Source organism: Rhodococcus sp. Eu-32 (assembly GCF_003336925.1).
GTDB classification, from domain to species: Bacteria; Actinomycetota; Actinomycetes; order Mycobacteriales; family Mycobacteriaceae; genus Rhodococcoides; species Rhodococcoides kyotonensis_B.
The window spans coordinates 43,588-57,611 of sequence record NZ_QGNK01000013.1 but is presented as its reverse complement, the minus strand read 5'-3'; the positions used below and the strand labels follow the sequence as shown (position 1 = coordinate 57,611).

At 65.2% G+C, this 14,024-nt stretch carries 12 protein-coding genes; 8 read left to right on the top strand and 4 right to left on the bottom strand.

Annotated features, from left to right (window positions below; genetic code table 11):
- Window positions 1-44 precede the first annotated feature (44 nt).
- The 3 genes from DK926_RS16570 to DK926_RS16560 are packed head-to-tail and all read left to right on the top strand — an operon-like array spanning window position 45 to window position 3,143.
- The gene (locus tag DK926_RS16570) at window positions 45-1,058 is read left to right on the top strand and encodes an ABC transporter substrate-binding protein (RefSeq protein ID WP_114331322.1); all 1,014 of its coding nucleotides are present in this window, start codon (window positions 45-47) and stop codon (window positions 1,056-1,058) included.
- Between the two features lie 39 nt (window positions 1,059-1,097).
- Entirely contained in the window at window positions 1,098-1,325 is a 228-nt protein-coding gene (locus DK926_RS16565; protein WP_114331321.1) for a phosphopantetheine-binding protein, read from the top strand.
- Between the two features lie 21 nt (window positions 1,326-1,346).
- Window positions 1,347-3,143 (top strand): siderophore-interacting protein, encoded by a 1,797-nt coding sequence (locus tag DK926_RS16560; protein WP_114331320.1) that lies wholly within the window; start codon window positions 1,347-1,349, stop codon window positions 3,141-3,143.
- On the opposite strand, the gene DK926_RS16555 is transcribed toward DK926_RS16560, so the two are convergent.
- Window positions 3,130-4,602: a hypothetical protein gene (locus DK926_RS16555; RefSeq protein ID WP_114331319.1), complete on the bottom strand. Its 1,473-nt coding sequence runs from the start codon at window positions 4,600-4,602 to the stop codon at window positions 3,130-3,132. The genes DK926_RS16560 and DK926_RS16555 overlap by 14 nt on opposite strands.
- Before the next feature lie 186 nt (window positions 4,603-4,788).
- Here DK926_RS16555 and DK926_RS16550 point away from each other — a divergent pair, with 186 nt between their 5' ends.
- The 3 genes from DK926_RS16550 to DK926_RS16540 are packed head-to-tail and all read left to right on the top strand — an operon-like array spanning window position 4,789 to window position 7,087.
- Window positions 4,789-5,433 (top strand): AMP-binding protein, encoded by a 645-nt coding sequence (locus DK926_RS16550; protein ID WP_114331318.1) that lies wholly within the window; start codon window positions 4,789-4,791, stop codon window positions 5,431-5,433.
- Window positions 5,430-6,317 (top strand): siderophore-interacting protein, encoded by an 888-nt coding sequence (locus DK926_RS16545; protein ID WP_114331317.1) that lies wholly within the window; start codon window positions 5,430-5,432, stop codon window positions 6,315-6,317. The genes DK926_RS16550 and DK926_RS16545 overlap by 4 nt, the downstream gene beginning before the upstream one ends.
- A 26-nt stretch (window positions 6,318-6,343) precedes the next feature.
- Window positions 6,344-7,087, top strand: coding sequence for an ABC transporter permease (locus tag DK926_RS16540; RefSeq protein ID WP_114331316.1), 744 nt, complete (start codon window positions 6,344-6,346; stop codon window positions 7,085-7,087).
- A gap of 51 nt (window positions 7,088-7,138) precedes the next feature.
- On the opposite strand, the gene DK926_RS16535 is transcribed toward DK926_RS16540, so the two are convergent.
- Window positions 7,139-8,560 carry an MDR family MFS transporter gene (locus tag DK926_RS16535; protein ID WP_114331315.1) on the bottom strand — a complete coding sequence of 474 codons (1,422 nt, stop codon included), beginning with the start codon at window positions 8,558-8,560 and terminating at the stop codon, window positions 7,139-7,141.
- A gap of 62 nt (window positions 8,561-8,622) precedes the next feature.
- On the opposite strand from DK926_RS16535, the gene DK926_RS16530 reads away from it, so the two are divergent.
- Both DK926_RS16530 and DK926_RS16525 read left to right on the top strand, forming a co-directional pair.
- A complete protein-coding gene (locus DK926_RS16530) occupies window positions 8,623-9,507 on the top strand; it encodes a phosphoribosylaminoimidazolesuccinocarboxamide synthase (protein WP_114331314.1) in 885 nt (294 codons plus the stop codon).
- Window positions 9,504-11,627, top strand: a complete 2,124-nt coding sequence (locus tag DK926_RS16525) for a S9 family peptidase (protein WP_114331313.1) — start codon at window positions 9,504-9,506, stop codon at window positions 11,625-11,627. The genes DK926_RS16530 and DK926_RS16525 overlap by 4 nt, the downstream gene beginning before the upstream one ends.
- A gap of 43 nt (window positions 11,628-11,670) precedes the next feature.
- Here the strand turns inward: DK926_RS16525 and DK926_RS16520 are convergent, their stop codons facing one another.
- Together DK926_RS16520 and DK926_RS16515 are read right to left on the bottom strand one after the other, a co-directional pair.
- A complete protein-coding gene (locus DK926_RS16520; RefSeq protein ID WP_068424965.1) occupies window positions 11,671-12,351 on the bottom strand; it encodes a response regulator in 681 nt (226 codons plus the stop codon).
- Window positions 12,348-13,832: a sensor histidine kinase gene (locus DK926_RS16515; RefSeq protein ID WP_114331393.1), complete on the bottom strand. Its 1,485-nt coding sequence runs from the start codon at window positions 13,830-13,832 to the stop codon at window positions 12,348-12,350. The genes DK926_RS16520 and DK926_RS16515 overlap by 4 nt, the downstream gene beginning before the upstream one ends.
- Between the last annotated feature and the right edge of the window lie 192 nt (window positions 13,833-14,024).

Here is a 14,024-nt window from a genome sequence, read left to right as displayed (position 1 = left end):
GTCGGGGAACACGAACACAACGATGATCTCGGAAGGATCTTTCAGTGTCTGACACACAGTTTCGACGACGTGGTCTACGGGCCGTCGCGGCATTGGCTGCGGTGACCATCGGCCTCACGGCGTGCAGCAGCAGCGATGCCGAATCCGACGGCAGCGCCACGACGAACGAGAGCAGCAGCGACACGCGCGTCGTCTCGACCGACAAGGGCGACGTCACCGTTCCCGCCGATCCGCAGCGCATCGCCGTGCTGTCGGCAGGGTTGGCGGGCTACCTCTTCACCCTCGACGCGCCGATCGCGATCACCGACACCCGGTTGCTCGGCGTCACCAACCTCGACGGCGGCTTCCCGCCGCAGTGGGCCGAGAAGGCGCAGGCGCAAGGCACCCAGGAACTTCCCGCAGGTGAAGCGCTGAACATCGAGGCCATCGCGCAGGCCGAGCCCGACCTGATCATCGGTGGCGGGCAGGGTATCTCGGCGGTACAGGCCGACGAGGCCTACGATCAGCTGACCGCGATCGCCCCGACGGTCCTCATCCCGTCGTCGGTCAACACCTGGCAGGGGCAGCTCGAGGCAGTGGCCGACGCGGCCGGCGAATCCGACAAGGTGGACGGCCTGCTCGACGCCTACGAGGACAAGGTGGCCGAGGTCGAGGATGCCATCACGGTTCCGGGTTCCCCCGTCGCGTACTTCCTGTCGCTGAGCACGAACGAGCCGGCGTTCATTCCGCAGACCGCGACGTTGCCGGAACTGCTGAAGACCGTGGGCTTCGAGCCCGACGACGTGCTGACCAAGGCGGACAACCCCGAACTCTACGGATCGGGTGACTCGTTCATCATCAGCAACGAGCTGCTCGGGAACGTCGCCACCGCGCCTGTCGTCATCGTCGTTCCGGTCGCCGGACGCGGCCTGAACGAGCTGAAGCAGGACCCGGCGTACGCGAACCTGCCTGCATTCGCGTCGGGCAATGTGTTCGAGCTTCCGGCGACGAGCTACCGGCCGGACTACGACGGAGTGATCTCGACGCTGGACCAGGTCCAGACCATGTTCGCCAAGTAAGAAGACTGTTTCAGTCCCGAAAGACAAGGACTCACCACTGTGCTCACCCGCGAGACCGTCATCGGCGACATCGCCACCGCACTCGACCGGTCACCCGAGAAGATCGACGACGAGCTGAATCTGCTCGACGAAGGGTTGGACTCGATCCGCATCATGGGCCTTGTGGAACGATGGCGGTCCGCGGGCGCTGCGGACGTCGATTTCCCGACGCTCGCAGCCGATCCGACCGTGTCCCACTGGGTCGCGGTTGCGCTCGGCGAGTACTGAGAACACACGAGAGGAAGTTCGATGGCGGGGACCGTACGCGAGGTCGAGATCTTTCCGATCTGCATGCGAGAGTTCGATGTTCTGACGGTGGAGGACGTCACGCCCGGGATGCGTCGCGTCGTTCTCGGAGGTCCGTCGTTGGATCGCCATGTGCGAGACGGTGTCGAGCTTCCTCCGGTGCGGAGCAACGGGTTCGACGACGACATCAAGGTCCTGCCGGTCGACCCTTCCACGGGTGCATTGCCTTTCGAGGTTCCGCGCAACCTCGACAACGGAACCGTCGACTGGCCTGCCGGGTCGTTCCAGTACAGCCGCACCTACACGGTTCGCCGGTTCGACGAGGCGGCAGGTGAACTGGTCGTCGACTTCGCCGCGCACAAGGGAGGTCTTGCATCGGACTGGGCGTACAGCGTCCAGCCGGGGGAGAAAATTCTCGTTGCGGGACCGAAGCATTCGTCGTCGTTGCCCATCGGTGCGGACTGGATGCTCGTGGCCGGGGACGAGACGGCGTTGCCGGCCATCGCGCACTGTCTGGAAAAACTTCCTGCCGACATGCCGGCGACCGTCGTCGTCGAGGTTGCCGAACCGTCGCACCGGCAGGAGCTGAATTGTGCTGCGGACGTGGATATCACGTGGTTGTACCGGTCGGAGGCCGACGGTCGGTCGCGCCTCGTCGAGACCGTGCAGGGCGCGCAGTGGCGGTCCGGGCAGCCGTATCTGTGGGTTGCCGGGGAGGCGTCGACGATCAAGCCGTTGCGACGCTGGGCCAAGCAGGACCGCGAGATCGACAAGCAGTTCGTCGAGATCGCCGGGTACTGGCGGTATCGCGAACCGCTCGCGGTGGAATCCGATCCGGCGGACGCCGTACACGAGATGTCGGAACTGCTTCCGCCGCTTGCGCTTCGCACTGCCGTGACCGTCGGTGTGTTCGCTGCGGTGGACGCAGGTGCGGACTCTGCGGAGGCGATCGCTGTCGAATGTTCCACCGACGCACGCGCGACGGCGAAGTTGCTCCGGCATCTCGCGGTGATGGGGTTGATGACCGTCGACAACGGTCGGTACGCGTTGACGGACACGGGTTCCGTTCTCGCCGATCAGGACACGTTCCTGAGCCAGGCACTGCACTTCGACAAGATCCATACCCGCCTCGACATGGCGTTTCTCGGATTGCTCGAGTCGGTGCGCACGGGATCGGCTGCCGTCGGGCACGGTTTCGTCGACAAGCAGCGCGAGCCGGGCTTTCTCGACGACTTCCACGAGGAGGCAGCATTCGGCGCCGTGTACCGTGCGCCGGCCTTGCCGGATGCCGTCGATTTCGACGGGGTCGAGGTCGTCGCGATCTACGGTGAAGGTGCAGGGGTCTACGCCGACACGCTCACGCGGCTACGGCCCGACCTGCGCATCAATCTGGTCGGACTGCCCGCGATGAATGCGCGAAACTACGCCGACGTGTCCGAGGCCCGTCGCGACGGCGTCGTCCGTATCGACGCCAGCGAGTTCACCGTCCTGGGTGACCGAGTGGATCTGGCCATCGTCGTCGACGTCCTCGACCTGCATCCCGACGCCGACGCGCAGGTGCTGCTACGCGCGATCGGCGCGTCGGCGATGCGGGTCGTCGTCATCACCGACCTGCTGGATCCGGCGACGACCGACGATCACGACACCGAAAGCGATCTGCTGCAGCTGTGTCTGCACGGCACAGGCCGACGTACCGAAAGCGAACTTCGGGCGCTGGTCTCCGAGAGTGGTTACGGAGAGCCGCGATTCGGCTCGCTCGGTTGGGGATCGACGGTGGTGGAATTCGCTACGCGTGGCTGATGGGTAGGTGTTCGACCGCACCCCGCAGCTCGAATTCCTTGCGCGAGGACAAGATCGACATCAACTCGTCGCGCGTTGCGTCGTTCGGAAGCCACACGGCGTCGGCGACCTCGGCCAGAACCGTCGAGTCGTCGGCGGCGTCGTGGGCGCGGCGGCCGATCAGACCGAGAATTCGGGTTGCCGGATCGGTATGGGGCAGGTCGGCTCTGACGACGTCGAAGGTCCCGTCGTCGCCGAATTCGAGGAAGATGTCCTCGCCCTCGGTGAGACCCAGGTCGTCGACGAAACGCTTGATCGTCCCCGATCGGGCCTGCACCGACACCCACATGACCGACTGACTACCGAGCCGAGAGTCGAACGAACGGGGCGTGCCGGGCCCGACGTTCAGCAGCGCCGCGAGTGCCGACGGCAGATTGAACGCCGATCCTTTGCGATGGATTGCCGTGACGGTGGTACGCCATCGCACGACGCCGTGACCGCGGTACAGGTGTTTGGTCTTCGACGGCGATTTGCGCGGCGTGTAGGAATGTCGACGGCGGGTGACGATCTCGTTCTCGGTCACGAAATCGCCTGTGGACGCATAGGTTCGGATGCTCTGTTCCTTGACGTCGTACGAACCCGTGATCTCCGCGACGAGGCGGTCGATCTCGATGCTGCCGCGGTCGTCGACGATGCTCGCGATCTGGCGGTGGATGGGTACGTACGGCGGGATACCCCAGCGTGTCAGCGCCCACAGGGTGCGGTCGGTCTTGACGAATCGTGCATCGGTCACGAGGGCGTTGCGGACACTGGAGGCCGACCGTGTCGGTTGCATACGGTCCATCAGGTCCGGCATGGACGTCGGCGTGCCCGTCGACGCCAGGATCGACGCCAGCTGACCGGCGACCGGCAGGTCGAGCGGGACGAGATTGCCGTCGAGCACACGGTACCCGGCTGCGAAGTCCTCCAATTCCGCTGCAGGCATACCGAAGTGCTCGGCGACGGCGCGGAGAGGCGTGATGCCGTCGATCGTCGAGTTGCGGGCGACGACGGCGGAGAGTTCGTCGCGGGCGGCGTCGCGCGTGGGTGAGAAGACCCAGCCGGATTCGACGGACAGGCGATCGTCGATCCGAGAGATCAAAGACCACAGCGGAATACGCAATGAGGGAATCGTGCGATTCGTGTCGGGAATCGTGTGGGTGACGCGAGACAGGGAGGCGACGGGACGGGCGACCTTCAGGATGCAGTCCCCGAGCGCTCGCAGGCTCGGGAGCCGTCGAAGCTCGTCGAATGCCCGGGTGCGTGAGCGGTGTTCGATCCGAACAGCGTGTTCCGGGTCGACACGAAGGCGCGCTGCCATGTCGTGGACGGGCACGGGATCGGTCGCAAAGATCCTGTCGCGCAACGTGATCGATTCGATCTCGGAACAGGTGGCGAGAAAGGACTCGACCTCGTCGACCGGCGGCAGGGGAGTGGACACTGGGGTGGATCCTCGAATGCGTCGTGACAGGTCGGTGCGAAATGCAACACCTCGACTATACGCTCCAAGCTTCAACCTCGATGGCGTTCGCGAGCGTCGCGATGAAGCCCGGGAAGTTAAGGTTGCCTTCCCTATGTGTCACACTCGGATGCGTCGACAGCGGCTCATCGAGTGTGAGGACGAGGAGTGAACGATCCCGGCGGTGCACCGACGACGGCCGTTCGTCGCTCGCTGACACAGTGTCTCGACGACGCACCGGACGACGTCGTCGCTCTGATTGCCGACGGCAACGCCGTCGACTACGGCTCGTTGTCGGACTCGGCTCACTATCTCGCCGCCTGTCTGCACCGCTCGGGCGTCGACCACGGAACTCGAGTGGGTGTCCTGGTAGCCGGTGCCGTCGACTTCGCCGTCGCGTTCTGTGCGCTGGAACGGCTGGGTGCGAGCATCGTGCTCCTCGATCACTCGGGCATGCCGGATGTGCTGGTCGACCAGCTCCGTCGCGGCGACGTCGAACGCGTGCTGGGTCACGTCGGCACGGAACACGTCCTCGACGACGTACTGGTCGAAGCGGACGTGACGGAACTGCCGACGATCGTCGCGGGCGACTATTCCCTCACTGTGGTGTCCGACGTCGTCGAGAGTCGTCCGGTACGGGAGATCGTGTTCTTCGAGGACGACCAGGGTCGCGCGGCTGTCACGGCGTTGGTGGCGGGTCTGTATGCCGGCGCGACCGTGGCCGTCGACCGAGGTCCTCGTGTACCGAGCATCGATAGTGAGCGTAGGCTAACCATGCACACGCGCAGATCTACCGAAGACGAGGTTCGATGACGGGCAAGGGGTACTACTTCGCCGAAGTGGTCGCGGTCGAGCAGTTGACCACGCACATGGTCCGGGTGACGTTCGGCGGCGGCGACGTCGCGCAGTACGTCTCCAACGGCAAGCCCGACGAATGCGTCACCATCTTCTTCCCGCGCGACGGTGAGGACCGCCCACCTGCGATGACCGAGGTCGACGGTCAATGGTGGTACCACGACGTCGAACCCGTGCCAGACGGCCGCAACTACACGGTGCGTCGAATCGATTCGGCGACAAGCACTCTCGTGATCGACTTCGTTGCACACGAAGGAGGCGTCGCAGCCACGTGGGCGTTGAATGCCACCGTCGGTCAGGTCGTGCTGTGGACGCGCCCCCGCTGCTGGTACGACCTACCCGAGACCGCGGAGTGGCAGTTGCTCGTGGCCGACATGACGGGACTGCCCGCGCTGGGTCGGATCGTCGAGGAACTGCCCAGTGGGGCAAAGGCGCACGCCATCGTCGAGGTGCTCGAACGCGGCGACATCCAGGAGTTCGAGACCGAGGGCGACGTCACCTACGACTGGCGGATCGGTTCCGGCAACGGCGATTGCGCGAGCGTGCTCGAGGGCGCAGTCCGTGACTACGCGTTACCCGACGGCGAAGGCTACGTCTGGTTCGCGGGCGAGGCGTCGTCGTCACGCGTCGTGCGCAAGTACTTCCGCAAGGAACTCGGTTATCCCGTGCGGCAATTCGAGATCATCGGCTACTGGCGCGCGAACTCCGAACAGTGGCTCGAGAAGTACAAGAAGTATCAGGAGGAGGCGTTGGCCGTGTACAACGGCGCCCTCGAAGCCGGCCGCAGTCAGGCCGAGGCAAGCGAGGAATTCGACGCGATGCTGGAGCGGGTGGGGCTGTAGGCGACTTCACGAGGGACAATGCCCGCGTGAGTTCTTCACTGGCCGAACCCGGTCTCCCGCTTGCCGTTCTGTGCGTCGTCATGGTGCTGCTCGCGGCATCGGTCTACTGGTGGTCGTCGATCGGGCGGATATCCACGGTTCCGACGGCTGCGCTGCGTGGGTTCGTACAACTGGCAGCGATCTCGCTGATTCTTGCTGCAGCACTGGCACACCTGTGGTCGTCGCTGCTCGTACTGCTGGTGATGTTCGGGGCCGCAGCGTTCACGTCGATCCGGCGCTCGGAAGCAGGTCGCTCCGGCCTGTGGCTCACGATTCCACTCGCGGTGGGCATAGGCGTCGTGGTCCCGCTGTGCCTGCTGACCGGCGTGGTCCCGGCCGAGGGTATCGCGATCGTTCCCGTCGGCGGAATCATCCTCGGCGGCACGATGACTGCGACGTCGCTGTCTGCGCGACGCTCGCTCGACGCGTTGACCGAGCGTCACGGTGAAGTCGAGGCCGCGCTCAGCCTCGGCCTGTCCGAACGAGATTCACGGCTCGAGGTCGTCCGGCCGACGGCTGGCGACGCGCTGCTGCCTGGCCTGGACCAGACGCGAACCGTCGGACTCGTGACACTGCCCGGCGCGTTCGTCGGTGTGCTGCTGGCCAGTGGTTCGGCGATTCAAGCAGGTGCGGTGCAGATCCTCGTACTGACGGGGTTGCTGCTGGCCCAGACGTTGGCCGTCGTGCTGACGGTCGAATTCGTGTCGCGCGGGTACGTGCACCGGTCGTGAGTAGAAATGTACAGCGGGCGGGAGTGGAGCCTGCGGAATGACCCGAAGGCACTAAACATTCGCGCGCACGTGCGGCGAAGCCGCCTTGGGCATCAGCGCCGCCGCGGCGAGCATGACGACCGCCGTCACGAAGACACCCACGAAGACCAGATGAACGGCGTCGGACAGCTGCGCCGGATCCGGGTCGCCCGACACTCGCGAGTTCACGACGGCACCGAACACCGCGACTCCGACGGCACTTCCGATCGAACGCGCGAACATGTTCGTCGACGTCGCAACACCACGCTCTTCCCACTCGACGCTCGTCTGGGCGGCGATGAGCGTCGGGCTGGCGATGAGACCCATGCCGAGGCCGACGACGAAGCAGACCGCCGCGATCATCCAGATCGGGGATTCGGAGCCGACCAGCGTGGTCGCCCCTGCGCCGACGACCGCGATCGTTCCACCCGTCATGGCCGTCGCGCGAAACCCGAAGCGCAGATAGAACCTGCCCGACAGCGACGCTGCGATCGGCCAACCCAGCGTCAGCGTCGCCACTGCGAAACCCGCCACGATGGCACCGGTACCGAGGACGCCTTGGACGAACGTCGGAACGTACGAGGTCAGACCCAGCACGATGGCGCCCACCAGCAGCGAGATGAGGCTGCTGACGACGAGTACACGACGCGTGAAGACCCAGAGCGGCAGGATCGGCTCGGCGGCGCGCGTCTGCTGCCACGTGAACAACGCCAGCGCGACGACGCCACCGACGAAGATGGAAATGCTGATCGGTGACGCCCACGCCCACGACTGGCCGCCTTCGAGGAGGCCGAGCAACACCGCGGCGGCGCCGATCGTCAGCAGGGCGGCACCCGCGTAGTCGATCTTCGGCTTCGTTCTGTCGAGTGCGCCCTCGTGGAAGCGACGAATCAGCACCCACCCCGCCAGCAGGCACAGCGGAATGTTGACGAAGAAGATCCACCTCCAGGACAGGAACTCGGAGAAGACTCCGCCGAGTGCAGGCCCCAGGACCGCGCTCATCGCCCAGACGCTGGCCAGATAGCCCTGCGCTTTGGCGCGTTCCTGCAACGTGTAGATGTCACCCGCGATCGTCACGGACATCGGCTGCACCGCGCCTGCGCCGAGTCCCTGCACGGCGCGGAACGCGATGAGGGCGGGCATCGACCACGCGAGGCCGCACAGGATCGATCCGAGAAGGAACACCCCGATGCCCCACAGCATGACCTTCTTCCGCCCGAACAGGTCGGCCAGCTTGCCGTAGATCGGGACGGACACGGCCTGGGCCAGCAGGTAGATCGAGAACAGCCACGGGAACTGACCGAACCCACCGAGATCGCCGACGATCGTCAGCACCGCCGTCGCGATGATCGTCGAGTCGAGCGCGACGAGTGACGTGCTGAGCATCAGGGCGATCAGAATCGGCCCTCGCTCGGACCGGAAACCGACATCGGGCACTTCTTGGTTCGTTGCCATCACCAACCATTGTTCCTCGACACGGGCAGACCGTGCGAGCACACCCAGATAGGGTTGGTCTCGTGCGTCCACAACTCAGCAGCTATGAACACCTCGCCGGGGGTAAGGTCCGCGATCTCTACGTCATCGACGACGACCATCTTCTCCTCGTCGCCAGCGATCGAATCTCTGCCTACGACCACGTTCTCGAGACACCCATCCCGGACAAGGGCCGCGTCCTGACGGCAATGAGCGTGTTCTTCTTCGAGGAGTTGGGTGGCGTCAACCATCTTGCCGGGGACCCGCGCGACGAACGCATCCCGGCGGAACTTCTCGGACGGGCTCTCGTCGTCAAGCGGCTCGAGATGGTGCCGATCGAGTGCGTCGCCCGCGGATACCTGACCGGATCGGGACTGTCCGACTACCAGCGCACCGGCGCGGTGTGTGGCGTCGAGCTTCCCGCAGGGCTCGTCGAGTCGAGCAAGCTCGACGAACCGATCTTCACCCCGGCGGCGAAGGCTGCCCTCGGTGAGCACGACGAGAACGTGGACTTCGCGGCCGTCGTCGACAAGGTCGGGGAAGAACTCGCGTTCAAGCTGCGTGAGGACACCCTCGAGATCTACACGCGTGCAGCGAATTTCGCATTGGACCGCGGCGTGATTCTCGCGGACACCAAGTTCGAGTTCGGTCTCGATGCGGACCGCAATCTCGTTCTGGCCGACGAGGTTCTGACTCCGGACTCCTCACGTTACTGGCCCGCCGACGGTTACGAGGAGGGCAAGGTGCAGCCGAGCTTCGACAAGCAGTTCGTCCGCGACTGGCTGACGGATGAGTCCGGATGGGACCGCCACGGCGACACTCCGCCTCCGGCCCTGCCGGACGACGTCGTCACGGCGACCCGCGCACGGTACATCGAGGCCTACGAACGCATCTCGGGCCTCAACTTCGACGATTGGGTACACCCGTGACACTCGTTCCTCCCGTCGCCAAGAAGGTTCCGCACGAGCGGACGCACCACGGTGACACTTTCGTCGACAACTACGAATGGTTGCGCGACAAAGACGATCCCGAAGTGATCGCCTACCTCGAAGCCGAGAACGCGTACACCGAGCAGCAGACCGCCGGTCTGGAACCGTTGCGCCAGGCGATCTTCGACGAGATCAAGTCACGCACCCAGGAGACCGACCTGTCCGTGCCGACGCGCATGGGGGACTGGTGGTACTACTCCCGCACGCAGGAGGGCAAGTCGTACGGCCTCCAATGCCGTTGTCCCGTCGACTCTCCCGACGACTGGACGCCGCCTTCACTGTCCGACAACGTGCCGGGCGAGCAGGTCCTGCTCGACGCCAACGTCGAAGCCGAAGGGCACTCGTTCTTCGCGCTCGGCGCGTTCTCCATCAGCCGCGACGGCAACCTGCTGGCCTTCTCGGTGGACGTCGAGGGCGACGAGCGCTACACGATGCGGTTCAAGGATCTTCGTACCGGCGAGATGCTGCCCGACGTCATCGAGAAGACAGCACCCGGCGCGACCTGGTCGTTCGACCACAGCTACGTCTTCTATCAGACCGTCGACGAGTCGTGGCGGCCCGACACGGTGTGGCGTCACAAGCTCGGGACGTCGACCGACGAGGACGTCACGGTCTTCCACGAGCCGGACGAGAGCTACTGGGTCGGCTTCGGATCGACGCGCAGCGAGAAGTACCTGATGATCTGGGTCGGCTCGAAGATCACGTCCGAATGCCTCGTCCTCGAATCCGACAACCCCGAGGGTGAATTCCGTGTCGTGCTCCCGCGCGTCGACGGCGTCGAGTACAGCATCGAGCACGCCGTCGTGAAGGGAGAGGATCGATTCCTCGTCCTGCACAACGGATCCGTGAACGGGTGGGGCACCGACGGAGCCAAGGCCGAGAACTTCATCCTCGCCGACGCACCCGTCGACGACCCGACGCAGCAGACGACGCTCGTTGCGCACCGCGCCGACGTCCGGCTCGAAGACGTCGACGCCTACGCCGATCATCTCGTACTCGGTTACCGCCGGGAAGCGTTGACGCGTCTGGCTGTCTGGCCGCTCGACTCCACCGGCTACGGCACGTACCACGAGCTCGAATTCGACGAGGAGCTCTACGCCGTCGGATCGGGATCGAACCCGGAATGGACGCAGCCTCTGCTGCGATTGGCGTACACGTCGTTCATCACGCCCGGGCAGGTGTACGACTACGACTTGTCGACAAAGGAGCTGCTGCTCCGCAAGTCGCAGCCGGTACTCGGTGACTTCGACGCGTCGAACTATGTGCAGCAACGGGATTGGGCGGTCGCGTCGGACGGCACGCGGATACCGCTGTCGATCGTGCGCCGCAAGGACGTGCCCGACGGCCCGGCGCCGACGTTGCTGTACGGCTACGGCTCGTACGAGGCGTCGATGGATCCGGCGTTCTCGGTGGCGCGGCTGTCGCTACTGGACCGCGGCATCGTGTTCGTCGTCGCGCATGTCCGAGGCGGCGGCGAGATGGGCCGGCACTGGTACGACAACGGCAAGACGTTGACGAAGAAGAACACGTTCACCGATTTCGTCGCCGCGGCACAGCATTTGATCTCCACCGGACGTACGTCGCCGGAACATCTGGTCGCCGACGGCGGCAGCGCGGGCGGACTGCTGATGGGTGCCGTCGCCAACCTCGCCCCCGAGTTGTTCAACGGCATTCTCGCGAACGTGCCGTTCGTCGATCCGCTCACGTCGATCCTCGACCCGTCGCTGCCGCTGACGGTCATCGAATGGGACGAGTGGGGAAACCCTCTGGCGGACAAGGAGGTGTACGACTACATGAAGTCCTACAGCCCCTACGAGAACGTCGAAGCCAAGGACTACCCGTCGATTCTCGCGATCACGTCGATCAACGACACCCGTGTGCTGTACGTCGAGCCGGCGAAATGGGTTGCGGCGCTGCGCGCGACGAAGACCGGTGACTCGGAGCTGCTACTGAAGACCGAGATGAGCGCGGGTCACGGCGGCGTCAGCGGGCGGTACGAGAAGTGGAAGGAAGCGGCGTTCGAGTACGCCTGGATCGTGGAGCAGACCGGCGCATCGTGAGTGCGAATGTACAGCCCGCTGTACATTCGCACTCACGACCGCGTCAGCGCCAGACGTACCGCACCTGCGGGCGCCCGGCGCGGCCGTATTCGGTGTTGCGCGTGACGAGTCCGTCGTCGGCGAGGCGTTCGAGATAGCGCCACGCCGTGACGCGCGAGACGCCGACGAGCTTGGCGGCCTCGGACGCGTTCAAACCGCCCGGCGCGTCACGGACGATGGCGGTGACGCCGTCCATCGTCTGTGGCGCAATGCCTTTCGGTGACGACGCCCGCTCGTCGGCCGTGCGAAGACGCGACATCGCGCGGTCGATGTCGCGCTGGCTCGCCGCGTTCTCACCCGCGGGCAACGCGTCGTGGAACTCGCGATAGCGTTCGAGCTTGTCGCGAAACGCCGCGAACGTGAACGGCTTCAGCAGATACAGCACGACGCCGTGCGCGACGGCCGACCGCACCACGGACAGATCTCGCTCCGACGTGATCGCGATGACGTCGGGGCTCGGCCGCAGACCACCCAGAGCGGCGGCGACGTCGATGCCGTTGGAATCGGGCAGTCCGATGTCCAGAAGCACGAGGTCGACGGGCTCCTCGGCCTCGGTGGCGGCTTTCAAAGCTGCCTGTCCGGTATGCGCCATGCCGACGACGGTGAACCCGGGCACGCGCTCGACGTAGTTCTTGTGTGCCTCGGCGATCAGCACCTCGTCCTCGACGATCAGCACCCGGATCACAATGGAATCCTCGCCGTCAGGACCGACCCGTACGTGATCTCGGACGTCAGCGTGCCGTGATAGCGACGCACGACCTGGGTGACGAGCGCGAGGCCCAGGCCGCGCGACCCGGACTTGGTGGAATAGCCTCGCGTCAGCGCTCTTTCGAGAACGTCGGAGGGCATTCCCGGCCCGCTGTCGGAGACTCGCACGAGTAGTTCGGACGCCGAATCGCGCACGGTCACTTCGACCCACGGTTGTTCGGCTTCCTTCGACGCATCGATTGCATTGTCTATCAGATTGCCCACCAGCGTGACCAATTCGCGAGGCGTCACCGAACCCGCGTGATCGAGCGCCGTGTCCTCGGTGACCGACAGCTCCACGCCCTGCTCGGCGGCCTGACTCACCTTGCCGAGGAGCAACGCCGCGAGGGCGGGTTCGCTCACTGCCGTCATCAGCCGGTCGATCAGATGCTGGGAGAGTTCGAGATCGGCCGTCGCGAATTCGACGGCCTGCTGCGGCCGCCCGAGTTCGACCATCGTGATGACGGTGTGCAGGCGGTTCGCCGACTCGTGCGCCTGTGAGCGCAACGACTCCGCGAAACTGCGCACCGAGTCGAGTTCACCCATGACGGCCTGCAGTTCGGTGCGATCTCGCACGGTCAGAACATCTCCGAGACGGTGGCCCTCCCACATCACGGGGTCCTGGTTGACGACGAGTATCCGGTTGTCGGTGACGTGGAGCTCGCCGTGCACGGTTCCGGACTTCATCTGCTGCAACGATTCCGGGAGATCGGCCCGGTGGACCGGGCCGTCGGGGAGATCGAGGAGCCGTCGCGCCTCGTCGTTGACGATCTCCGCGCTGCTCTTGCGGCCGAACACGACGAGGCCCTCGCTGATCGAGTGCAGCACGGCGTCGTGATGCTCGTACATCGAGCGCAGTTCGTCGGGAGCGAGTCCGAGGGTCTGGCGTCGCAACCTTCTCGCGAGCAGAACGGACCCGACAGTCGCGACGACGAACGCAGCGACGACGACACCGACGATCAGCGGTAGGCCCTGGAAGAACTGGTCGCTGATCTTGGCTCGTGTGACTCCGGCCGACACCAGTCCGACGATCGTGCCCGCGGAGTCGGTCACCGGCGTCACCGCCCGAATCGACGGGCCGAGCGAACCCACGTAGGTCTCGGTGAACGTCTCGCCCTGCAGCGCTCGGTCGATGTTCCCGCTGAACGGTTTGCCGATCAGATCGACGGTGGTGTGCGTGAACCGCGTGCGGTCCGGCGCCATGACGACGATGAAGTCCACGCCGGTGACGCTGCGGATCTTCTCGGTCTCGGGCTGCAATCGGCCGGTCGGATCGTCCGACAAGATGGCCTCGGCTGTCGACGGCTCGTTCGCGATGCTCGCGGCGATCGCGACAACCTCGCGTCGGGTCGCGTCGTCGCTGTTCGAGCGCTCGTGGACGACCGTCAGCACGCCGCCCGCGAGAACGACGACGGCCATGACGACCAATTGCAGGACCAGAACCTGTCCTGCGACGCTCGTCGGGCGCTTGGCCACGTGCGGTGCCTTCTTTCGTAACTCGAACCTGTGAACAGAATGAACGTATTCGTGACATCGGTCACGGCATCTACCACCATCGTCCTCTAGCAAGGCGTGATCCAACTCACTCCATTAGTCACAAAGGACATACCC